Raw genomic sequence first — 21,858 nt, forward strand, 5'->3', positions numbered from 1 at the left:
CAGCCGATCCGGGCCAGGCGTCACTGCTCGTGGTGCTGGACATCGAAAGACGATGGCCTCGCTTATGCACGATCTGATGCGCGCCAACGATGCGCCGCCGGAAGCCTTCGCGCGCCATCGCACTCGCGTGATACGCGGCGCCGACCCGCGCTGAACTATCTGATCCCGCCCGCTGCGGCGCGCCGCGACCGCGCGAAGGACACCTCAAGGCGCGGCCCGCGGGGCGTCGGCAGGCATTTGCGCAGATCGCGTATGAACTGGCGCACGACCTGTACGTCGCCGCTGCCGCGGCGCTGGATGAGCGAGAAGGGCGAAACGTAGGTGAGGCGCTCCGGCAGCAAACGACGCATCTTGCCCTCGGCGACCCAAGCAGCGGCGTAGTGCTCCGGCAGATAGCCGACGTAGGCGCCGGAGAGGATGAGTGTCGCCTGCGCCTCCATGAAATCAACCGAGGCGGCCTCACGCTCGATGCCGAGGCGGGAGAGATCGGCGTGGCGCCAATAGCTGCGCGCGATGACGCGGCTCGCGCGGATATCGGAAAGCGAGACGTCAGCCTTGTGAAAGAAGGGATGGCCTAGGCCGCAGTAGAAGCTATTGATCTCGTCATAGAGCGGCTCGGCGGGCAGCGCCGAGATATCTGAGGGGAAGCAGGCAATGGCAAGATGCAGCCGCTTCTCCAGAACGCAGCGCTGCAGGCTGACGGGCGCTGCGATGGAGACCTCGAGCCGCACGTCATGATCGCGCGCGCTGAAGCGCTGGACCGCCTCGATGACCGGCGAGCGTGGATCGGTCACCATGCAATCGACCAGGCCGATGCGGAGGGTGCCGGTCAAGCGTCCCTTGACCGCGCCGGCGTTGGCGGCGAATTCGTCGGCGGCGGCGAACAGCTTCTGCGCCTCACGATAGATGATGGCGCCTTTGTCGGTCAGAGCGAAGCCGGCGCGACCGCGGGTGCAGAGCCGCACGCCGAGGCGTTGTTCCAAAGCCGTCATATAGTTGCTGATCGATGGCGCGCTGAGATTGAGCTCTGCCTGGGCGGCGGCGAAGCCGTTGCATTCGGCAACGGTCGCAAAGATCTTGAGGAGCCGGAGGTCGGCATCGGAGACGCGTCTCATGGGACCCGCCTATTACTTTTGAGATCACAAAAGTAATATTTGACTAACCCTTATCCTCCCCGAAGTAAAGACGGTCTAGAGAGTTGGGGAAACAAACATGCAATGCTGGCCCTTAGCGTACCGGCCCCAAAGAGGGTGGGCCGCCTAGCCACGGGAGGATCCGAACGTGACCCATCGTCCGACGAACACGATTCATAAAGGGAGCCTGACACGACGCTCCCTGCTGGCCGGCGCTGCCGGCTTGGCGGGTGCCACCGCGATCGGCTTCCCTTCCATCAAGACCCGCGCCGCCCAGACCCTTAAGGTCGGCACCTATGGCGGCTATTTCAAAGACTCCTTCGACGAACACATCTATCCCGACTTCACCAAGGAAACAGGGATCGAAATTCAATCGGTCGCCGAACCTACGGGGGAAGCCTGGCTCATCCAGCTGGAGCAGGCGGCAAAAGCCGGCCAGGCCCCGGCCGATGTGTCGATGATGGCGCAAGTCACGCGGCTGAAGGGACAGAGCGCCAAGCTCTGGGCGCCACTGGACGAGGCGAAGCTCGGTAATACCAAGAATCTCGAGCCGCATTTCGTGCAGCGCTATGACGATGGCGGCATCGCCGCGATCGGCGCCGTCTCGTGGTACATCACCCTCGTCACCAACACCGACGTCTATCCGACCTCGCCCGACAGCTGGAAGGCGCTGTGGGATCCGGCCAACAAGGGCAAGATCGGCCTGCTGGCGCTCGCCACCAACTCCTTCCTCCTGGAGATCACGGCCAAGGCCTGGTTTGGCGGCACGGAGATGCTGGATACCGAGGACGGCCAACTGAAGGCGCTGGAGAAGCTCGCGGAAGTCAAACCCAATGTCGCGCTCTGGTACCGCGACGAGGGCCAGTTCCAGCAGGCACTGGAAACAGGCGAGGTGCCGATGGGCCAGTACTATCACGATGTAACCGGGCTGGCCGCCGCGGAGGGCAAGCCGGTACGCTCGGTCTTCCCGAAGGAAGGCGGTGTACTCGATTCCGGCTCCTGGTGCGTGTCGAAAGCCTCGAAGGCCATCGAGGAAGCGCATGCCTTCATCGATTATATGTGCCGGCCAGAGATCCAGGCCACGCTCTCGCGCAAGGTTGGGACGGCGCCGACCGTGAAGCGCAGCCTGCTCGATCTGACGGATGAGGAATTCGCTGCCGTCGCCAGCGACATTCCCCCGATCATTCCGCGTTACGACATCTATGCGGAGCGGTCCGACTGGCTGAACCAGAAATGGACCGAGATGATCGCCGGCTAAGGCCGGATTCGTCGGCACGGAACAACGCGACCGGGCTGGTCCACCGCAGGCGTGGACCGGCGCGGTCGCAGCGTACATTGCTGTTTGGGTAAAGTGAGGCAATGAGAGCGGCGGTCTCGCCGGACCAGTGGAGGAGGGCCCATGGCCGGATTGCGCCTGGAAGAGATCGGCAAGATCTATGGCAGCTTGGCAGCGGTGCAGGACGTCACGCTCGACTTCCCGCAAGGCAAGTTCGTCTGCCTGCTCGGCCCGTCGGGTTGCGGCAAGACCACGCTGCTGCGGCTAATCGCTGGCCTCGAGACGCCGACGACCGGCCGCGTTCTGCTGGATGGCAAAGACCTGACCGAATGGCCCGCGCATAAGCGCGAATTCGGCATGGTGTTCCAGTCTCTGGCCCTGTTCCCGCATCTGACGGTTGGCGAAAATGTCGCCTACGCGCTGCGCATCCGCGGCGCCGACAGGCCGACCCAGCGCAAGCGCGCTCAAGAACTCCTGGAACTGGTGCGGTTGCCGGGCGTGATCGACCGCCATATCTCGCAGCTCTCGGGCGGCCAGCGCCAGCGCGTGGCGATCGCCCGTGCCCTTGCCCTCAATCCGAAGCTCTTCCTCTTGGACGAGCCGCTCTCGGCCCTGGATGCAAAGCTGCGCGAGGCGATGCAGGTCGAACTCCGGCTGCTCCAGCAGCGCCTCGGGATATCCACCATTGTCGTTACCCATGATCAGCGCGAGGCGATGACCATGGCCGATATCGTGGTCATCATGGATCACGGTCGGGTGCAGCAGGTCGCTTCGCCGCTCGATACTTATCGCAGTCCGGCCAATGCCTTCGTTGCCGATTTCATCGGCACCAGCAATCTCATCGCTGCTATCCTGCAGAGCCCGACCAGCGCCAGTGTGCAAGGCCGTGCCATCCGCATCGAGCGCCTGCCCCAAGGTGTCAGCACGGGTGCGCAGGTCACGCTGTCGGTGCGGCCGGAGGAGGTCCACATCCGGCCCGCCGGTGAAGCAGGCGAGAACCGGATTTCCGGCGAGATCACCTTCATCCGCGATCTCGGCGCGAGCATCGAAGTTACCGCACGTTGTGCCGATGCCGAGATCCTGGCCGTCATGACGCCGCGCGAGCGGCCGAGCGCCCGGATCGGCGATCCGGTGATGGTCGAGCTGCCGGCCCCGGCCTGCGTGGTGCTGAAGCAATGAACGGCGCGCCTCCCAAAGGGCTGCAGCAGCACAGCGCCGTCATCTATCCGGCGGTGATGCTGCTCATCTTCTTCGTGGCGCCGTTCGGCATCATGCTGGCGGTGAGCTTCTATCATCGCGTCGAATCGGCGTTCTACGAGCCGGCCTTCGAGCTCGCCAACTACGCGCGCTTCCTGACAGCGTTCTTCGGCAAGGCGCTGGGCTTCTCGATCTGGATCGCGGCGCTCGCCAGCGCCATTTCGGTGGCGGTGGCCTTCCCGTTCACCTATTTCATGACGCGGCTCGGCCGGCCGGCCCAGGTGCGCTGGCTGGTGCTCATCCTCGCGGTGCTGTCGCTGTCCGAAGTCATCATCGGATTCGCTTGGTCGTCGCTGCTGTCGCGCACCGCAGGCGTCTCCAACATCCTGGTCTGGCTGGGACTCATGGCGCAGCCGGAGGCGTGGACGCCGGCTTTCTCGGCGCTGCTGATCGGGCTCGTCTACCTGGGCTTTCCCTATACCGTTCTGGTGCTCTATCCGGCACTCTCGCGCCTGGATCCGGAACTGGCGCAGGCCTCCCGCATGCTCGGCGCCTCGCCATTCAAGACCTTCTTCCTGGTGATCGTGCCCGTCCTGCGCAATGCGATCATGAGCGCGTTCATCATGGTGTTCGTGTTCGATCTCGGGGCCTACATCCTGCCTCAGGTCCTGGGCAAGCCGGAGCACTGGACGCTGTCCGTGCACATCACGGACCAGGCGGTGTTCCAATCCAATATCCCGTTTGCGGCTGCGCTCGCCATTTTCCTGATGCTGGTCAGCCTGGCACTGGTCAGCCTTACCATGCTGCTGGGTCAGCAGCGGAGGACCCCGTAATGAACAATATCGGCCGCAACATCTTCATGGGCGCCGTCCTGGCCGTGCTGCTGGCGCCGCTGGTGGTCCTGGGGGGCGTGTCGCTCAACGAGCCCAAGCAGCTGCTGTTCCCGCCTGAGGGCTTCTCGCTGAAATGGTACGTCGAGCTGATTACGCTGCCCGACTGGCTGAATGCGGTGAAGAACAGCCTCATCATCGCGATTACGTCGGCGTTCCTGAGTGTCTCGATCGCCTTCCCCCTGGCTTACTTCCTGTGGCGCTATCGTGTCTTCTACGCACGGATCCTGTTCGGACTGGGCCTGGCGCCCTTCATGCTGCCGCCGGTCATCACCGCGCTCGGATTCCTCATCTTCTGGGTCGATGTCGGGCAGCTGCTGAACCTGCAGCTCTACGGCTCGATCATCGCCACCATCGTATCCCATGCGATCTTCTTCGTGACCTTGCCGCTGGTCACCATCTCGCTCGGCCTCGAATCGATCGAGGCGCAGGTGATCGAAGCGGCCTCGACCATGGGCGGGGACGACCGGACCATCTTCCGCACCGTGGTCCTGCCGCTGGTTCGGCCCTATCTCATCTCCGGCTACGCCTTCGCTTTCGTGCTGAGCCTCAACGAGTACATCGTGGCTTACATGGTAGCCGGATTCACGGTTGAGACTCTGCCAATCAAGATCTTCAACAGTCTGCGCTATGGCTACACGCCAGTCATGGCTTCGGTCGCCGTCGTATTTGTGCTCGTTGCCATCCTCGTCTTCGGCCTGATCGCCCGGTTCGGGGATCTGCCGAAGCTGATGGGCGCGTGGTCGAACAAGGAAACCTGAGACCTGAAACTGCGGGACCTTGGAAGGGGTCCAAGACCCGTAGTGTCTTTCGGCCCTCATCCCCAGGGCTGAGTCTTACTACTGGGCAGCTGCTCGAATTTCATCCTCGATGTGGACGCTCTCCACTGGGGCCACCGGGCGAACACGGAACCAAATTGCGTAGAGCGCCGGCAAGAAAAGCAAGATCAGTGCCGTGCCAACCGCAGTTCCGCCGATCAGTGTGTAGGCCATGGAGCCCCAGAACACGGACTGCGTCAGCGGCACGAAAGCCAGGATTGCGGCGAGTGCCGTCAAAATGACGGGGCCGCGCACGTTGGACGGTGGCCTCTATGACGGCGCGATAGGGATCAAGCCCTTCCTCGCGATTGGTCTGGATCTGCCCGATCAGGATGAGCGTGTTGCGCATTAGGATGCCCGACAGCCCGATGAGGCTGTGGACGGTCGTCAACGAGCGCGACGAACTCGGGCCCAACCTCGTGCCGGATTACATGACATCTGTGCAGGAGGGGGCCTTCTACGTCTGGCCGTGGAGCTACTACGGCAATCATGAGGACAAGCGGGTCCACCCGCCGCGGCCTGATATGGTGGAGCAGGCGATCGCGCCCGACTATGCACTCTCCAGCCACGTAGCGGCGCTCGGTCTGATTTTCTCCCACGGCCCGGCCTTGCCGAATGCTTACCAGAACGGCGCCTTCATCGGAGAGCATGGCAGCTGGAACCGCAACTTCTTCGACGGCTGCAAGGTGGTCTACGTGCCGTTCGAGGACGGCAGGCCTGCCGGCAAGGCGCAGGACGTCGTGACCGGCTTCATCGATGGCGACCAGGCGCATGGCCGGCCGGTCGGTATCGCCATTGACGGCACCGGCGCGCTCTTGATTGCGGACGACGCCGGCAACACCGTCTGGCGTGTCGCGGCGCCAGACGGCTCAGTCACCCGGGAACCGATCGGCACAGATCGGGTCGCAGCGGGCCCAGCGCCGGTCGGAGAAGCCGCAGGCGGCGGGATGCCGTCGGACGCCGTCGGCGGCCAAGGATCCGCGGGACAGAACTCGTCAGCATCCCCGTCTCGAGGCGAGACTCCGCCGGAGCCATCACAGACGGAAATCGCGCCGGCCGTCTCGCCGGGTGCGGTACAGGAGGGCGGGGCGCAGCAAGATCACTAGCTCTGGCCGGGCTGACTCTCTTCGCCAGGACTTTCAAATCCGACACCGGCCGAACAACGTGCCCTCATACGCCGTCAAGTTTGCTCGCGCTCTAGCGGCTATTCGCTACGTCACGCAGCCTTCTGTCTCATGCGACGCCTTGACTGGTACCCTGCGGCATCACTGCGGCTGTGGTCGACGTGATGTCCGGATTGTTGCGGCTGCCGCGCACAGTTCGATGGTGGGTGCGACAGGGATTGAACCTGTGACCCCTACCGTGTGAAGGTGTTGCCATCACAATTCTTACTTCTTAAAGTGCAACTATAAAGGGCAACCTTTTCAGAAGTGGCAGGAAATTGACACACGGCAAGCCGAATTTTGGCAACTCACGTTGCAAAACTATGGAATCTCTTCGGCGCCTAGAGTTGCGCAACGAGGGAAGCAAACCGTAATCTGTTCCTGTCCGAGCGACGTGTAATACTGGCGGAGTATAAACGTGACCACAGTTGCTGTGGGCCGGCTAACCCACCCCTGCCCCGTCCCGTTACCCAGATTTTTGGACTGAGGATTACGATGAGATTGATGATGGCACTAGCGCTAGTCGTCGCGACGACCACTCCGCTTCTCGCTGATGGCCAGGAAGTCAATGAAGGCATCCACAATGTGGACCTTTCCGATATTGCTAAGTCACTGCGGCAATGTCCCGGAATACCACAGGTCGCGCAGAACTTGTGCGCCCAGGAACATGCGCTCGCCGCCGCCTCCGAGTTCCAGGCTGTGTCTGGCGGAGTTCGCGCGGCACTCGATCCACAGATGCGACCCGCATTCGACGACGCGCAAACCGCCTTCGTTGCCTTCGTCAAAGCTTCCTGTCAGTTCGACGCAGCACGGTTCAAAGGAGGCAGCGCAGCAATGTGGCTGTTTGAAAGCTGCGTGGCACGTCGGTATGCTGCGCGCGCCCGGTCGTTGACGGCCTATGCCCAATACCCTGACCGCGATGTTGCAGGCCTAACGCTAACAGATTTCGATCTTGGCGACCCGGAGTAGCTTGCGAGCGCATGTCCGGTTTGTGGTATCTGCAGACTGGTGCCCGCCGACTATGTCACAAGACAGAGCGGTGCAGAGGGTCCTTCAGCTTCAGATTGTCATCCGAAGTTGTTGCGCGAGAGAGGACTGAATCCGGGGCGGATTGGCACAAAACTGACAAGTCTCGCGAAGCCAGCTCGCTCCGCATCAAAGAAAGGACTCGACGATTCGGATGGTGGGTGCGACAGGGATTGAACCTGTGACCCCTACCGTGTGAAGGTAGTGCTCTCCCGCTGAGCTACGCACCCGGCCAAGAAGAAAGCCGCGAACAACGGCTTTGCGGTCCGGTCAAGACAGGCCGGTTGTTTAATGGCCGGCCGCTGGCCTGTCAACAACACCGCCGACCCCTGCCATATTGTTGCCCTCATCGCATCGTGAAGTGCGGCCGCTTGACAGAGCCGAGGCTAAATCGCCATCTGCCAAGACCGCAGGGCGCGTGCGGAGAAGCGTCATAAATCAGGAGCTTAGGCGATGAAAACGAGCCTCTTGCCACGTCTGGGCGTGCTGGCGGCATTGGGTGCGGCCGCCTTCGTGCCCGCCGCGTCTGCCAACCAGGCGCAGCTCAGCTATGTCGGCTACATCGCCGGCGCGCCGGTCCTGAACCTCAGCGCTGACATCACCGTGCCGGAGGGCACCAAGCCGGGCGATGGCGCTTATCGGATCGCGGCGGATATCGCGACCATGGGCAACCTTGCCGTGCTTTATCCCTATACCCAATCGCTGCAGGCGACCGGCGCGCTCAAAGCCGGCAAGGCGCGGCCGGCAAAATACAATTCCACGATCCGGATCTGGCAGAGACAGGAGACCGTCACCCTGACCTACGCGCCGAACGGCGCGGTCGGCATCGAGGCCGTCCCGCTGACGCGCCAGGCGCAGATGGCGAAGGAGCAGGGCTACGCCCATGGAACCATGGACCCGGCCAGCCTGGTGGTTGCCGTCGCATCCCTGTTCGCCAAAGCCGGCAGTTGCGAGGGCACGTATCAATTGTTCGACGGCGTGCGCCGCTACGACCTGAGCCTGGCACAGGGCGGTTACGCTGACCTCGTCGCCATGCCCAACTCTTACTATGACGGGTCGGCGACGGAATGCATAGCGACGCCGCAGCTGGTCGCCGGCTTCCAGCAGAGCGCGCTCAACGCCAGCCTCTATCCTCAATCGGCCCGGCTCTGGATGGCCCCCGCGATCGCCGGCTTCCCGACCGTGCCGGTGCGCATCAAGGCGCAAAGCGCGTTCGGCGAAGTGACGCTGGAACTTGTCCAAGTCACCAAATAGCTGGAATTAAAGCCGCGCCAACACCCGCGGCAAATCGGCGAAACTGGCAGCGGTGACGGTCGCCTCTGGCTGCATCATGCCGTAGCCCGACGGAATGATGATCGCCGGCACGCCCGCCGCCGCGGCGCAGGCCAGGTCGACCGCGCTGTCGCCGATCAGGACGGCTCGGTCCGGCGTGCCGCCCAGCGCCTGGATGACTGTCAGCAAAGGCTCGGGCTGTGGCTTGCGTTGGGGCAGGGAATCGCCGCCGACCACCGCCTCGATCAGGGAGTCAAGGCCGAACGCCGCCAGCAGCGCGCGCGTCGGTCCGATCGGCTTGTTGGTACAGACGCCGAGGCGGCATCCGACCTTGCGCAGCGCCGTCAGTGTCTCGATCACCTCCGGATAGACCTTAGTCAGCTTGACCGCGTTGTCGTCGTAATGAACGCTGAAGCGCGCCATCAGGTCGGCCGCCTTGTGGGCGGCGCCGACATGGAGCAGTGCGCGCTCGAGCAGCATCGGCGCACCGTCGCCGATCATGCGCTGGATCGACGGGACCTCGACCTCCGGCAGGTCGAGCTCGGCGAACAGCGCATTGACAGCGGCGGCGATATCGGGCGCGCTGTCCACCAGCGTACCGTCCAGATCGAACACCAGCGTATTGCGGCGCAGGGCTTGCGTCATAATTTTGCCGTTTTCAAGATATTGATTTCACTCGGCTTTCGCGGTGCCACGATCGCTTGGAGTTCACCACCGGATATGGCATTTTCCGCATCGACCGTGCAACGAGCATAACGCCGCGGCGGCCGGCTGATCCGCCCTCCAGTCCAAGAAGCCCTTGAGCCACCATGCCAGACACCAAAGCCGCTGCCATCGTCCTTGCCGCCGGCAAGGGCACGCGCATGAAGTCGAAGCTCCCCAAGGTGATGCACCGCATCGCCGGCCGCACGCTCATCGGCCATGTGCTGGATCATCTGGCGCCGCTCAAGCTGGCGCGCGTGATCGCCGTCATCGCACCCGGAATGGACGATGTGACGAAGGAAGTCGCGCCGCACGGTATCGTTTTCCAGGCGAAGCAGCTCGGCACCGGTCACGCGGTCGGCAGCGCGCGCGAGGCGTTCAAAGATTTCTCCGGCGACATCCTGGTGGTCTATGGCGACACGCCGTTCGTCGCGACCGTAACTCTGCAGCGCATGTTCAAGCGCCGCCGCGAGCCGGACAATCCTGCGATCGTGGTGCTCGGCATGCGCCCGGTCGATCCGACCGGCTACGGGCGGCTGGTGCTGGGTAGCGACGGCACGCTCGACCGCATCGTCGAGCACAAGGACGCCACGGAAGCCGAGCGCGCGATCGGCCTCGCCAATTCCGGCGTGATGGCGATCGATGGCTCGGTCGTCTGGAGCCTGATCGATCGCCTCGACAACAAGAATGCTAAGGGCGAGTTCTACCTGACCGACATCGTCGCCTTTGCGCGGAAGGATGGCCGTCGCTGCGCCGTGGTCGAAGCGCCAGCGGAGGAACTGCTCGGCGTCAACAGCCGGTCGGAGCTGGCAGCGGCGGAGGCCCTGTTCCAGACGCGGGCCCGCATCGCCGCCATGGAGAACGGCGCAACACTGACAGATCCCGCCAGCGTGTTCTTCGCCGCGGACACAAAGGTCGGCCGGGATGTGGTGATCGGGCCCAACGTGCAGTTCGGCCTGGGCGTCGAGATCGCCGACGATGCGGAGATCCGCGCCTTCTGTCATATCGAAGGCGCAAAAATCGAAAGCGGCGCCATCATCGGCCCATTCGCGCGCATCCGGCCGCGCACCACCATCGGCGCGGGCGCGCATGTCGGCAACTTCATCGAGCTCAAGGCCACCGAGTTCGGCGCCGGCGCGAAGGCCAATCACGTGAGCTATCTCGGCGACAGCACCATCGGGGCGAAGGCGAACATCGGTGCCGGCACGATCGTGTGCAACTACGATGGCGTCACCAAGTCGCGCAGCACGATCGGCGCCGGCGCCTTCGTCGGCTCCGACTCCGTGCTGGTGTCGCCGGTCACGGTGGGAGAGGGCGCGTACGTGGCTGCCGGCTCGGTCATCACCCACGATGTCCCGCCGGATGCCTTGGCCATTGCGCGTTCGCAGCAGACCGACAAGCCGGGCTGGGCAACCAAGTTCCGCGCTATGAAGTCAAAGAAGAAAGACTGAAATCCATGTGCGGCATCATCGGCATTCTCGGCAAAGGGGATGTTTCCAACGCCCTGCTCGACGGGCTGAGGCGGCTGGAGTATCGCGGCTATGATTCGACCGGCATCGCCACTCTGGTGAATAGCCGGATCGAACGCCGCCGCGCCAAAGGCAAGATCTCCAACCTCGAAGTGTTGCTGCAGAAGGAGCCTTTGTCCGGATCGACCGGCATCGGCCACACACGCTGGGCGACCCACGGACGGCCGAGCGAGAACAACGCCCATCCGCATGCGACCGACAAGGTCGCGGTGGTCCACAACGGCATCATCGAGAACTTCCAGGAGCTGCGCGACGAGCTCAGCAAGCAAGGGCACGTCTTCACGACCGAGACCGATACCGAGACGGTTGCCCATCTACTGACGCACCTGCTGGCCCAGGGCAAGACGCCGGAACAGGCGATGGCGATTACCATGTCCAGGCTGCAGGGCGCGTTCTCCCTCGCCATCATGTTCGCCGACCGATCCGACCTGATGGCCGGCGCGCGCCGCGGCTCGCCGCTCGCGGTGGGTTACGGCGATGGCGAGATGTTCTTGGGCTCCGATGCCATGGCTTTGGCGCCCTATACCAACCGCATCTGCTATCTCGAGGAAGACGATTGGGCGCTGCTGACGCGCGACGGCGCCACCATCTACAACGGCGACAAGCGCGTGAACCGCGAGGTGCGGCAGACCGCGTTGTCCGGCGCGCTGATTGGCAAGGGCAACTACCGCCATTTCATGATGAAGGAGATTGCCGAGCAGCCGACGGTGATCGGCGACACGTTGCAGGCCTTCGTCAATCCGCTGGCGCGGCGCATCGAGCTGCCGAAGCTGCCGGTCGATCTCGCCAGGCTGTCGCGCCTCACCATCGTCGCCTGCGGCACGGCTTATCTCGCCGGCTATGTGGCGAAATACTGGCTGGAGAAGATCGCGCGCCTGCCGGTGGAGATCGACGTGGCGTCGGAGTTTCGCTATCGCGCGGCGCCGCTCGACGCCGACGGGGCCACTTTGGTCATCTCCCAATCGGGCGAGACCGCCGATACGCTGGCGGCGTTGCGCTATGCGAAGGCGCAGGGCCACAAGATCCTGGCTGTACTGAACGTGCCGGAAAGCACCATCGGCCGCGAATCCGATCTCGTGCTCCACACGCTCGCGGGGCCGGAGATCGGCGTCGCCTCGACCAAGGCCTTCACCACGCAGCTGGTCGTGCTGGCTGCGCTTGCCATCGCGACCGCGCGGGCTCGCGGTGCAATCGATGCCAAGCGCGAAGCGGAACTATCAGCCGCATTGCTTGAAGTGCCGGCCCGCGCCGCCGAAGTGCTGAACCACGACGAGACCTTGAAAGCCATCGCGCTCAAGGTGGCAGAGGCCCGCGACGTGCTGTTCCTCGGCCGTGGTGCATCCTATCCGATCGCGATGGAAGGCGCGCTCAAGCTGAAGGAGATCTCCTACATCCATGCAGAAGGCTATGCCGCCGGCGAGATGAAGCACGGTCCCATCGCCCTGATCGACGAGACGGTCCCGGTGATCGTGGTTGCGCCCAGCGACGACCTGTTCGAGAAGACCGCCTCCAACCTCCAGGAAGTGCGGGCGCGCGGCGGGCGCGTGATATTCTTCTCCGATGCGGACGGCATCCGCCGTCTCGGCGCCGAAGCGATGGCGGCGGTCGAGCTGCCGAAGGTCGATCCCTTCGTTGCGCCCATCCTCTATGCCATCCCGGTCCAGCTGCTCGCCTATCACGCCGCGGTCGCCAAGGGCACCGACGTCGACCAGCCGCGCAATCTCGCCAAGAGCGTGACAGTCGAATAGCGGCCGAATACGCCCATTTTCTTCCACGACGGCCGGCAGCAGCCCGCTGCCATTAAGGCCGGGTTAACCATCTGCCGCGACAATTCCTGATCCATTGCAGTTGGGGTCTGCATGACTCAGGTTTGGGACGTTTCCGTCCTGGTTGACGGTGTAGGGCGCATCCTCGAGGTGCGGGGCCAGGCGAATCTGCATCTGGGGCAGGACGGCAAGGGCTTGATCGGCCAGTCCATCATCAACTTCGTCGATGATTCGGACGTCGAGCACTTCCAGGGCTTCTTCAAGAAGCTGCGCCCGGTCATCGCGGCGCCGCGCTGCGTCGTCCATCTGAAGACGCCCGCCTTTGGCATCCGCTCCTATGTCATGCAGGCGGAGCCGGGCAATCAGCTCGAGACCTACTGGCTGATGTTCGCCGCCGCCGGGCCGGGCATGTCGGCGACCGCCATCAAGGATGCCCAGTTGCCGGCGACCTTTGCCGATGACTCGCGCATGCTGCGGCTCATCGAAATGGCGGCGTCTGAATCCGATTCCACCCTGGATCTGACGGTCATCGCGATCGCGGCCCTGCGCGACCGTCGCAAGCGCGGCCAACTGCAGGGCAAGAACATCGAGCTGCTGGAAGCCGAGCTCGAGCAGGCGATCCTCGATGTGTCGAAGGAAGGCACCGCATCCAAGACCGGCGCCGGCGAGTTCAGCGTCCTGCATAGCCATCAGCAGTCGGTCCACGAGATTGAATCCAATCTCCGCGATGTTGCGGGCCGGTTCGGCGTCGGGAAAGAGGAACTCGGCTTCCACGCCACCACGGTGAAGATCGAGGCCGGCAGCACGCCGTCGGCGATCCGCGAAAAGATCGCCTTTGCCTACAATTCGGTCCGTGAGGACCTCGACGAGTTCGACAGCACCGCGACGCCCGTCGACATGATGAAGGTGCTCGCCTTCTGCGTCGTCGCCCTCGCGATCGGCGGCATCGTCGGAGCCGTGCTGGCTTACATGCCCTGAGGCCGTCGCGCGCGCTTCTGCGCCATGGACAGTAGCCAGTCCTTGAAAATGCCAGCCGGCGATCGCGGCGCGAGTCCAGGCGGATGAACCAGATAGACGTTGTCCGTCGTTTTCAGTCGCAGCTTGAACGGTGCCACCAATCTCTTCTCGCGGAGTAGGTCTTCCGCGAAGCTCGTTCGACCGAGCGCAACGCCGTGACCGAGAGCCGCCATTTCCAGTGACAGCAGCACCGAATCGAATTCGATGTCGCGCTCGCTCGCGTGCCGCTCGATGCCGGCCATCTCGAGCCAATCGCTCCAGCCCTGAGCAAAGCCGATCGTGTGCAGCAACGGAACGGTGAGGAGGTCCGGTGGCTTACGGGCGCGCAGGATGCTAGGGCTGCAGACTGGAAACAGCTCATCTTCGGTGAGCTGAAAACACGCCATGCCCTGAATCGGCGCCGATCCAAGGCGGATATCGATCTCGACATTGGGATCGAGCGGCTCTCCTGCCCAGATCGATGCCGCGATGCGCAGCGGAATTTCTGGATACCTGGTTGAGAAATCCGCGAGTCGCGGCAGCAGCCAATGCCGCGCGAATCCGGCCGCAACCCGTATGACGAGGCGGCCGCCCTTGCGGTCGCCGAACAATTCAAGCAACGCCGCATCCAAGCGCTCGAAGGACTCTCGGCAGACCGGCACCAGCGCCTCGCCCGCCCCGGTTAGGCGAAGCCCGCGCGGCAACCTCTGGAACAAGGCACGCCCGAGTCGATGCTCCAACAAGCGGACCTGCTGGCTGACCGCAGAGGGCGTTACGCGCAGTTCTTCCGCCGCGGCGGAGAAGCTGAGATGCCGCGCCGCCACCTCGAACACGCGCAGCCAGCCGACCGGGGTCTTTGAGCCGCCCATGAAGCGAGCTTAAAGAAAAACTTAAAGCAAGACTACAAACTTGTCGTTTGTCGCTTCCTTGCGGCTTTGCTCACCATCCTGCGTAAAGGTGGCCCGGAGGAATCGATGCTGAGCGCAGCGCCGACGAACAAGGCGTCGGGAACGATCGACATGCTGGATCTGGCGGCTGACCGAACCGACCGGCGGATCATTCAAGTCAGTCACTCTCCAGACGAGCTGCTCCTCACCTGGGACGACGGCCGGTTCAGCCGCTTCCATGCCCTCTGGCTGCGCGACAATTGCCCTTGTCCGAGCTGCCGCCATCCACAGGCGCTGGAGCGCACCTATAAATTCATCGACCACCCGGCGGCAAAGATCGCTACGGCAAGCCTTGGTGCTTCCGGCGAGCTCTCGGTCGAATTCGCTTCGACGGAGGGACGGCACGCCAGCAGTTTCTCTACGGGCTGGCTGCACAGACACTGCTATTCAGAGGCCGCGCGCTATGAACGCGTGAAAAGGCCAAGGTTGTGGGACAGGGCCGCCAGCTGCGACTTACCGGTGGTCGACTTCGCCGATTATATGAACACCGACCACGGTCTGCGCGCGTGGCTCGAAGCCCTATGCAGCTGGGGCATCGTGCTGATGCGCAACGCGCCGGCGGAGCCCGGCAAACTGCTGGAGATCGGCCGGCGGGTCGGGCCAATCCGCGCCACCAATTTCGGCGAGTACTACGACGTCGTGTCCATGCCCAATCCGAACGCCAGCGCCTACACCGCGATGGAGTTGGAGCTGCACACCGATCTGGCCAATTGGCGCTGGCCGCCGGACTACCAATTGCTGTTCTGTGTGCGCAACGATGCGGTTGGCGGTGGCTCGATCTTGGCGGACGGCTTCCGCGTCGCGGAGGATCTGCGGCGCGACGATCCAGAGTCTTTCGATCTTCTGTCGCGCTATCCCGTCGAGTTCCGATTCCATGACGAGAGCTGCGATATCTCCGCAAGCGCGCCGACCATCGGCCTCGATGGTGACGGCCGGCTGCGCAGCGTCCGCTTCAATAACTGGCTTCGCAGCACTTTGGATGTGCCAGCGGACGTGGTGGCGCCGCTTTATCGTGCCCTGGGCCGTTTCTGGGAGCGGCTGCGGGACCCGTCTTATCATCTGACCATCCGCCTCCGGGCCGGTGAGATGCTGGCCTACAGCAATCATCGCGTGCTGCACGGCAGGGAGAGCTTCGACCCCTCGACTGGCGGCCGCCATCTACAAGGCTGCTACATCACCCATGACGATGTGATGAGCCGGTTGCGCTCAATGGATCGCCGCTCTTAGGCCCCGACGCACGGGCTGAGCGAGCCGATCGGCAGCGCGGCGTCGTTGCCCATCGCCGTCTTCAGGCTGAACGAGGCGAGATAGGAGAAGCCTGCATCGGCGATCGCCACGAACTGGATCTGTCCGCCCGGCCGGCGATAGAGCACGAAGCAGTTCGGCGCGTTGTTGTGATAGTTGGGATAGGCGTAGCAGACTTGTCCCTGCTCCATCCACCACTTGCCGGGATAGGTGCAGCCCTTTTCCCAATAGGCCGTCCTGCCGTCAGGCAGGTGATATTCGATCCAGTTCTCGCCATCGACATAACGGCCATAGATGGTGAGGTCGTCCAGGATCTTCTTGATCTCGTCCGGATCGAACACGGCGACAGCGTCCGGCGCCACGTCGGCCGGCACCTCAGTGCCAAGACCTTCCGGGCCTTCAGCGTTGTCCGCCAGCGACAGCGCCGGCGCCATTCCGAGCGTCCCCAGCCAAAGCGCAAGGGCCAACCTGAGATTTCGATGAAGCGCGGTCGTCATGGAGTGCCTGGAGCTATATGTGTCGTGTCGAACAATTCTATCGGCGGATTGTGGCGATGTCAGGATCAAAGCCCATTGTTCACACCGCCGGATCGCCGCAGTTGGGCGCGCCGTCCAGCGGCAGATGATCGGGATTGCCCTCCGCCAGTTCGACTCCGTTGCTGATCAGCCACTGCTCGCCGGTCGCGGGATCCAGCCAGACGAAATGCGTCAGCTGCTCGGATTGATACACCACGAAACATTGTGGCCGCCCGTTGTCCCAGGTCGGGTAGACGTAACAGATCGCGCTGCCGCTGACCCGCCAAGTACCGGGATGCAGGCAGCCGTCGAACTCCCAGACTGTACGGCCGTCCGCCGCGCTGTATTCGCGCCACTTCGTACCTTCCGGCAGATAGACGCCGCGGACGGTGTGGTCCGCGAATAAGGCGGTGAGCGCGGCCGGGTCGGTCACCAGTTTGGCATCGACCGGCAGCGGCACCCACGGGTCCCGGACGCCGCGCGCTTCGGCCGCCACGCCCGGCAGCGTCGCGCAGAACAGCACCGCCAGCAGCCAAATCCCACGTCCGATTCGCTTCATGAGGCCACACATCCTGATCCCAGGCGGATTGTGTCGCCTCCCGCCCGTCACGGCAACCGTCCTTGACACCGACGCGCTCCCCGAATAGAACGCGGTAAAATAAGCTATAAGCCGAATAGTTTTTGGCAATGGACGATATTGACAGGATTATTATAGATCGGCTGCAGGAAGACGGGGCGCTGACCTACGCGGAGATCGGCGCCGCCGCCGGCCTTTCACCCTCCGCCGTCAATGACCGGCTGAAGCGCTTGCGGGCGGAAGGCGTGATCCGCCGTATGACCGCCGAAATCGACCCGGCGGCGATCGGCCTCGGCCTGCTCGCCTTTGTCCTGGTCGCGGTCAACGAGCCGGAGAGCGAGGTCCGGTTTCGAGAGGCCATGAAGGCCACGCCGGAGGTGCTGGAATGTCACCATCTGACCGGGGATTTCTCCTATCTGCTGAAGCTGCGGCTGCGCGACACTGCGCACCTTGAACATTTCCTGATGGATCGGCTAAAGCCGCTTTCCGGGATTGTCCGCACTCACACGCTGATCGCGCTTTCCTCGGTAAAGGAGACCCACATCTTGTCCGCCTCGTTGTCCGGCGCCGTGCATGCTTGATCTGTTGCTGTCGCAGGCCTGGGTGATGGCGGAGGGCGGGGGCATCGGCTTCCTGGTCGCCGCCGCGATCGGGCCGATCGCCATGCTGTGCATCCGCACGACGCTGGAGCGCGGGCGCCTTGCCGGCATTGCCGCCGGGATGGGAGTTGCGGTCGCAGACACCGTCTTTGCCGCCATCGGCGCTTACGGCATCAGCGTCGTCGGCAGGGTGTTGGCCGCCGGCGAATCCTGGCTCAAGCTGGCAGGCGGCCTGTTGCTGATCACGTTCGGCATCTATCTCGCCCGTAAGCGGCCGAACTCAGCCGCCGAGGACAACCGCGAAGTTCCGAAGAGCCTGCACGCCGACTTCGCCATGACCCTTGTCCTGACCCTCACCAACCCGATGACCGTCATTTCCTTCGCAGGGCTGTTCGCGGGCATCTCCGGCCTGCATGGGTTCGCGCTCAATGTCATCCCGGCACTTCTGATCGGCGTGTTCATTGGATCGATGGTCTGGTGGGTGGTGCTGGCGGTCGTGATCGGGCTCATCCGGCACAAGATCGATTCCGCGACCATGCTCTGGATCAATCGGGGGTCGGGTGCCGCCATTGTCGCGTTCGGGCTCTATATGCTGGTCGGGCCGGTGCGGGCTTTTGCCGAGCCGCTGGTTGCACAGCTCATGACCCAATGATAGGGTCCCGCCCGCTTCGCCGGGCCTGATCAAGCCAAGGCCAAGTCAACCCCGAAAAAGCTGGAATACCATGTCGTTAGACAGCAAAACCGTTGCTCACATCGCCATGCTGGCACGCATCAAGGTGCCGGAGGCGGAGCTTGCCGCCCTCGCCAAGGAGCTCTCCGGGATCATGACCTGGATCGAGCAACTGAACGAGGTCGACACGACGGGGGTCGAGCCGATGACCGGGGTGCTGCACCGCAACCTGCCGCAGCGCGAGGACAAGATCACGGACGGCGGCTATCCCGACAAGATCCTGATGAATGCGCCCGATGCCGCACATGGCTTCTTCACCGTGCCGAAGGTGGTCGAATGAGCAGCGAGCTGAACAATCTGACGATCGCCGGCGCCCTTGAGGGTCTTGCGAAGAAGGACTTCAGCGCAGTCGAGCTCGCGCAGGCGCACCTGAGGGCGATGGAGAAGCATCGCGACCTCAACGCCTACATCGTGGAGACTCCCGAGAAGGCGCTGAGCATGGCGAAGGCCTCCGACGAGCGCCGCGCCAAGCGCGAGAAGCTCGGCGCGCTCGATGGCATTTCGCTCGCCATCAAGGACCTGTTCTGCACCGACGGCGTACAGACCACCGCGGGCTCGCACATCCTGGAAGGTTTCAAGCCGCCTTATGAATCGACCGTGACCGCCAATTTGTGGAAGGCGGGCGCCGTGATGCTGGGCAAGGTGAACATGGACGAGTTCGCCATGGGCTCCAGCAATCTCACCTCCTATTTCGGCGGCGTCGGCAATCCCTGGCGAAGGAGAGGCGACAACAAGCGCCTGGTGCCGGGCGGCTCCTCCGGCGGCTCTGCCTCTGCGGTGTCCGCGCGCATGGCGCTGGGTGCGACGGCGACCGATACCGGCGGCTCGATCCGTCAGCCGGCTGCCTTCACCGGCACGGTCGGCATCAAACCGACCTATGGCCGCTGCTCGCGCTGGGGCATCGTCGCGTTTGCCTCGTCGCTCGATCAGGCCGGGCCGATGGCGCGCAGCGTCAAGGATTGCGCCATCATGCTGGGCGCAATGGCCGGCCACGATCCCAAGGATTCCACCTCCGTCGACCTCCCGGTGTCGGATTACACCAAGGCGCTGACCGGCGATGTGCGCGGCCTGCGCGTCGGCATCCCGAAGGAATATCGCCTCGATGGCATGTCGCCGGAGATCGAGAAGCTCTGGCACGAAGGCGCCGAGTGGCTGAAGAAGGCCGGCGCGGAGATCAAGGAGGTCTCCCTCCCGCATACCAAATACGCGCTGCCGACTTACTACATCATCGCGCCCGCCGAGGCCTCGTCCAATCTCGCACGATATGACGGTGTGCGCTTCGGCTTGCGCGTGCCGGGTGAGAGCCTGGATGACATGTACGAGAAGACGCGTGCCGAAGGCTTCGGCAAGGAAGTGCGTCGGCGCATCATGATCGGCACTTACGTGCTGTCGGCCGGCTATTACGACGCGTACTATCTGAAAGCGCAGCGCCTGCGCAGCTTGATCGCGCGCGACTTCGACATCGCGTTCAAGGATGTGGATGTGATCCTGACGCCGTCGACGCCATCGGCCGCTTTCGCCGAAGGCGAGAACACCGACGATCCGATCCAGATGTATCTGAACGACGTCTTCACCGTGACGGCAAACCTGGTCGGCCTGCCCGGCATCTCGGTGCCCGGCGGCCTCGACAGCCAGGGCCTGCCGCTCGGCCTGCAACTGATCGGCCGCGCGTTCGACGAGGAGGCCTTGTTCCGCGTCGGCGGCGTGCTCGAGAGCAGCGCCAACTTCACCGCCAAGCCGGCAGGATATTGATCATGAGCGACGAGAAGAACCTGATCGAAGGCCGCACCGGTATGTGGGAAGTGATCCTGGGGCTGGAAGTGCACGCCCAGGTGATCTCCGAAGCGAAGTTGTTCTCCGGCGCCTCCACCAAGTTCGGCGCGGACCCCAACACGCAGGTCAGCCTGGTCGACGCCGCATTCCCGGGCATGCTGCCGGTCATCAACAAATACTGCGTGGAGCAGGCGGTCAGGACCGGCCTCGGCCTCAAGGCGGAGATCAACCTGAAATCCGTGTTCGACCGGAAGAACTATTTCTACGCCGATCTGCCCGCCGGCTATCAGATCTCGCAATACAGCCAGCCGATCGTCGGCAAGGGCACGATCGTGCTGGACATGGCGGGCGGCGTGAAGCGCCATATCGGAATCACGCGCCTGCACCTGGAGCAGGATGCGGGCAAGAGCCTGCACGATCAGCATCCGACCAAGAGCTACATCGATCTCAACCGCTCCGGCGTCGCGCTGATGGAAATCGTATCGGAGCCGGACCTGCGCTCCTCGGAAGAAGCGGCGGCATATCTTAAGAAGCTGCGCTCCATCCTGCGCTATCTCGGTACCTGCGACGGCAACATGGAGGAAGGCTCTATGCGCTGCGACGTCAATGTCTCCGTGCGCAAGGTGGGTGATCCGCTCGGCACGCGCTGCGAGATCAAGAACGTGAACTCGATCCGGTATGTCCAGCAGGCGATCGAGCACGAGGCGCGCCGGCAGATCGAGATTCTCGAAGAAGGAGGCTCCATCCGGCAGGAGACGCGGCTCTACGATCCGAGCAAGGGCGAGACCCGGTCCATGCGCTCCAAGGAGCAAGCGCATGATTACCGCTACTTCCCCGATCCCGACCTGCTGCCCCTGGTGCTTGATCCCAATTGGGTCAGCGAGATCAAGGCGACGCTGCCGGAGCTGCCGGATGAGAAGCGTGCGCGCTTCATCAGCCAGTACGGCCTCAGCGACTACGATGCCGGCGTGCTGTCGGGCGAGAAGGAAATCGCCGAATATTACGAGACCGTGGCCAAAGGCCGCGATCCCAAGCTCGTTGCCAACTGGGTATCCAGCGAGTTGTTCGGTCAGCTCAACAAGGTCGGCAAATGGATCACCGATTCACCGGTTTCGGCGGATGCGCTGGGCGGGCTGATCGACCTCATCGCCGACAACACGATCTCCGGCCGCATTGCCAAGGACGTGTTCGCCGCGATGTTTGAGACCGGCAAGCCGGCCAAGCAGATCGTCGAGGAAAAAGGCCTGCGCCAGGTGACCGATACCGGCGCGATCGATGCCGCGATCGACGAGATCATGGCCAAGAACGCCGACAAGGTCGCCGAATACCGCGGCGGCAAGGACAAGCTGCTCGGCTTCTTCGTCGGCCAGGTGATGAAGGCGACCGGCGGCAAGGCGAATCCCGCGCTGCTCAACGAACGCCTGAAGGCGAAGCTCGCGGGCTAGGTCTGTGCGGTCATCGCCCTATACCTCTGCACATCCGTTCGGATAGGCGGCCACTGACCTGCTCGCCTAAAGGAATTCCATCATTTGACGCCAAAAATTGTCGTGTCTGAACAGACGCAATGAGAATTTTATCTCAGATTGGTTCGCGCTAGGATCTAATAAATCGCACAATTTCAAATACTACTTAAGTATATTCAGTATTCATGTTTTATTGACGGGACCAATTTACGGTTTCCCTCAAGGGCGCAGCGTTCGACGC

Annotated in this window: 22 protein-coding genes and 1 tRNA gene; 17 read left to right on the forward strand and 6 right to left on the reverse strand. The window is 63.3% G+C overall.

The genetic code is table 11. The annotated features are described in order from the left end of the window. Positions 1-155: 155 nt before the first annotated feature. On the reverse strand, positions 156-1,115 hold the full coding sequence (locus tag DTX69_RS23260; protein WP_119303982.1) for a LysR family transcriptional regulator: 960 nt from the start codon (positions 1,113-1,115) through the stop codon (positions 156-158). 166 nt (positions 1,116-1,281) lie between these two features. On the opposite strand from DTX69_RS23260, the gene DTX69_RS23265 reads away from it, so the two are divergent. The 7 genes from DTX69_RS23265 to DTX69_RS23295 all read left to right on the forward strand — a co-directional run bounded on the left by DTX69_RS23265 (position 1,282) and on the right by DTX69_RS23295 (position 7,446). Continuing rightward, positions 1,282-2,391: an ABC transporter substrate-binding protein gene (locus tag DTX69_RS23265; protein WP_284736014.1), complete on the forward strand. Its 1,110-nt coding sequence runs from the start codon at positions 1,282-1,284 to the stop codon at positions 2,389-2,391. 141 nt (positions 2,392-2,532) lie between these two features. Continuing rightward, entirely contained in the window at positions 2,533-3,588 is a 1,056-nt protein-coding gene (locus tag DTX69_RS23270; protein ID WP_119303983.1) for an ABC transporter ATP-binding protein, read from the forward strand. Next, positions 3,585-4,439, forward strand: a complete 855-nt coding sequence (locus DTX69_RS23275) for an ABC transporter permease (RefSeq protein ID WP_119303984.1) — start codon at positions 3,585-3,587, stop codon at positions 4,437-4,439. The genes DTX69_RS23270 and DTX69_RS23275 overlap by 4 nt, the downstream gene beginning before the upstream one ends. Continuing rightward, positions 4,439-5,257: an ABC transporter permease gene (locus DTX69_RS23280; RefSeq protein ID WP_119303985.1), complete on the forward strand. Its 819-nt coding sequence runs from the start codon at positions 4,439-4,441 to the stop codon at positions 5,255-5,257. Before DTX69_RS23275 ends, DTX69_RS23280 begins: the two co-directional genes overlap by 1 nt. 229 nt (positions 5,258-5,486) lie before the next feature. After that, positions 5,487-5,666: a hypothetical protein gene (locus DTX69_RS31115; RefSeq protein ID WP_407643995.1), complete on the forward strand. Its 180-nt coding sequence runs from the start codon at positions 5,487-5,489 to the stop codon at positions 5,664-5,666. Positions 5,667-5,682: 16 nt separating this feature from the next. After that, entirely contained in the window at positions 5,683-6,420 is a 738-nt protein-coding gene (locus DTX69_RS23290; RefSeq protein ID WP_456073061.1) for a hypothetical protein, read from the forward strand. A gap of 552 nt (positions 6,421-6,972) precedes the next feature. After that, entirely contained in the window at positions 6,973-7,446 is a 474-nt protein-coding gene (locus tag DTX69_RS23295) for a lysozyme inhibitor LprI family protein (protein WP_119303986.1), read from the forward strand. A 212-nt stretch (positions 7,447-7,658) separates the two neighbouring features. Here the strand turns inward: DTX69_RS23295 and DTX69_RS23300 are convergent. Next, a tRNA-Val gene (locus DTX69_RS23300) sits at positions 7,659-7,733 on the reverse strand. Between the two features lie 223 nt (positions 7,734-7,956). On the opposite strand from DTX69_RS23300, the gene DTX69_RS23305 reads away from it, so the two are divergent. After that, positions 7,957-8,757: a DUF3108 domain-containing protein gene (locus tag DTX69_RS23305; protein WP_119303987.1), complete on the forward strand. Its 801-nt coding sequence runs from the start codon at positions 7,957-7,959 to the stop codon at positions 8,755-8,757. A 6-nt stretch (positions 8,758-8,763) separates the two neighbouring features. Here the strand turns inward: DTX69_RS23305 and gph are convergent, their stop codons facing one another. Next, positions 8,764-9,420 (reverse strand): phosphoglycolate phosphatase, encoded by a 657-nt coding sequence (gene gph, locus DTX69_RS23310; protein ID WP_119303988.1) that lies wholly within the window; start codon positions 9,418-9,420, stop codon positions 8,764-8,766. A 164-nt stretch (positions 9,421-9,584) separates the two neighbouring features. Between gph and glmU the strand changes: the two genes are divergently transcribed. The 3 genes from glmU to DTX69_RS23325 all read left to right on the forward strand — a co-directional run bounded on the left by glmU (position 9,585) and on the right by DTX69_RS23325 (position 13,750). Then, on the forward strand, positions 9,585-10,928 hold the full coding sequence (gene glmU, locus DTX69_RS23315; protein ID WP_119303989.1) for a bifunctional UDP-N-acetylglucosamine diphosphorylase/glucosamine-1-phosphate N-acetyltransferase GlmU: 1,344 nt from the start codon (positions 9,585-9,587) through the stop codon (positions 10,926-10,928). A gap of 5 nt (positions 10,929-10,933) precedes the next feature. Further along, entirely contained in the window at positions 10,934-12,754 is a 1,821-nt protein-coding gene (gene glmS / locus DTX69_RS23320) for a glutamine--fructose-6-phosphate transaminase (isomerizing) (RefSeq protein WP_119303990.1), read from the forward strand. Positions 12,755-12,865: 111 nt separating this feature from the next. Further along, positions 12,866-13,750 (forward strand): hypothetical protein, encoded by an 885-nt coding sequence (locus DTX69_RS23325; protein WP_119303991.1) that lies wholly within the window; start codon positions 12,866-12,868, stop codon positions 13,748-13,750. Here DTX69_RS23325 and DTX69_RS23330 read toward each other — a convergent pair. Further along, entirely contained in the window at positions 13,738-14,637 is a 900-nt protein-coding gene (locus DTX69_RS23330) for a LysR substrate-binding domain-containing protein (protein WP_119303992.1), read from the reverse strand. The two genes, DTX69_RS23325 and DTX69_RS23330, sit on opposite strands and share 13 nt — an antisense overlap. A 105-nt stretch (positions 14,638-14,742) precedes the next feature. On the opposite strand from DTX69_RS23330, the gene DTX69_RS23335 reads away from it, so the two are divergent. Next, positions 14,743-15,942, forward strand: coding sequence for a TauD/TfdA family dioxygenase (locus DTX69_RS23335; protein ID WP_119303993.1), 1,200 nt, complete (start codon positions 14,743-14,745; stop codon positions 15,940-15,942). Here the strand turns inward: DTX69_RS23335 and DTX69_RS23340 are convergent. Both DTX69_RS23340 and DTX69_RS23345 read right to left on the reverse strand, forming a co-directional pair. After that, entirely contained in the window at positions 15,939-16,457 is a 519-nt protein-coding gene (locus tag DTX69_RS23340; protein ID WP_119303994.1) for a hypothetical protein, read from the reverse strand. The genes DTX69_RS23335 and DTX69_RS23340 overlap by 4 nt on opposite strands. A 79-nt stretch (positions 16,458-16,536) precedes the next feature. Next, entirely contained in the window at positions 16,537-17,034 is a 498-nt protein-coding gene (locus DTX69_RS23345; protein WP_119303995.1) for a hypothetical protein, read from the reverse strand. Positions 17,035-17,162: 128 nt separating this feature from the next. On the opposite strand from DTX69_RS23345, the gene DTX69_RS23350 reads away from it, so the two are divergent. The 5 genes from DTX69_RS23350 (at position 17,163) to gatB (ending at position 21,599) form a co-directional block, all read left to right on the forward strand. Further along, positions 17,163-17,633, forward strand: coding sequence for an Lrp/AsnC family transcriptional regulator (locus DTX69_RS23350; protein ID WP_119303996.1), 471 nt, complete (start codon positions 17,163-17,165; stop codon positions 17,631-17,633). Continuing rightward, a complete protein-coding gene (locus DTX69_RS23355; protein ID WP_119303997.1) occupies positions 17,626-18,303 on the forward strand; it encodes a LysE family translocator in 678 nt (225 codons plus the stop codon). Before DTX69_RS23350 ends, DTX69_RS23355 begins: the two co-directional genes overlap by 8 nt. A 70-nt stretch (positions 18,304-18,373) precedes the next feature. Continuing rightward, positions 18,374-18,661, forward strand: coding sequence for an Asp-tRNA(Asn)/Glu-tRNA(Gln) amidotransferase subunit GatC (gatC, locus tag DTX69_RS23360; protein ID WP_119303998.1), 288 nt, complete (start codon positions 18,374-18,376; stop codon positions 18,659-18,661). Continuing rightward, positions 18,658-20,133 (forward strand): Asp-tRNA(Asn)/Glu-tRNA(Gln) amidotransferase subunit GatA, encoded by a 1,476-nt coding sequence (gatA, locus tag DTX69_RS23365; RefSeq protein ID WP_119303999.1) that lies wholly within the window; start codon positions 18,658-18,660, stop codon positions 20,131-20,133. Before gatC ends, gatA begins: the two co-directional genes overlap by 4 nt. 2 nt (positions 20,134-20,135) lie before the next feature. Continuing rightward, positions 20,136-21,599, forward strand: coding sequence for an Asp-tRNA(Asn)/Glu-tRNA(Gln) amidotransferase subunit GatB (gatB, locus tag DTX69_RS23370; protein ID WP_119304000.1), 1,464 nt, complete (start codon positions 20,136-20,138; stop codon positions 21,597-21,599). Positions 21,600-21,858 lie beyond the last annotated feature (259 nt).

Origin of the sequence: Dongia deserti, from assembly GCF_003574735.1 — a bacterium.
Classification (GTDB): domain Bacteria; phylum Pseudomonadota; class Alphaproteobacteria; order Dongiales; family Dongiaceae; genus Dongia_A; species Dongia_A deserti.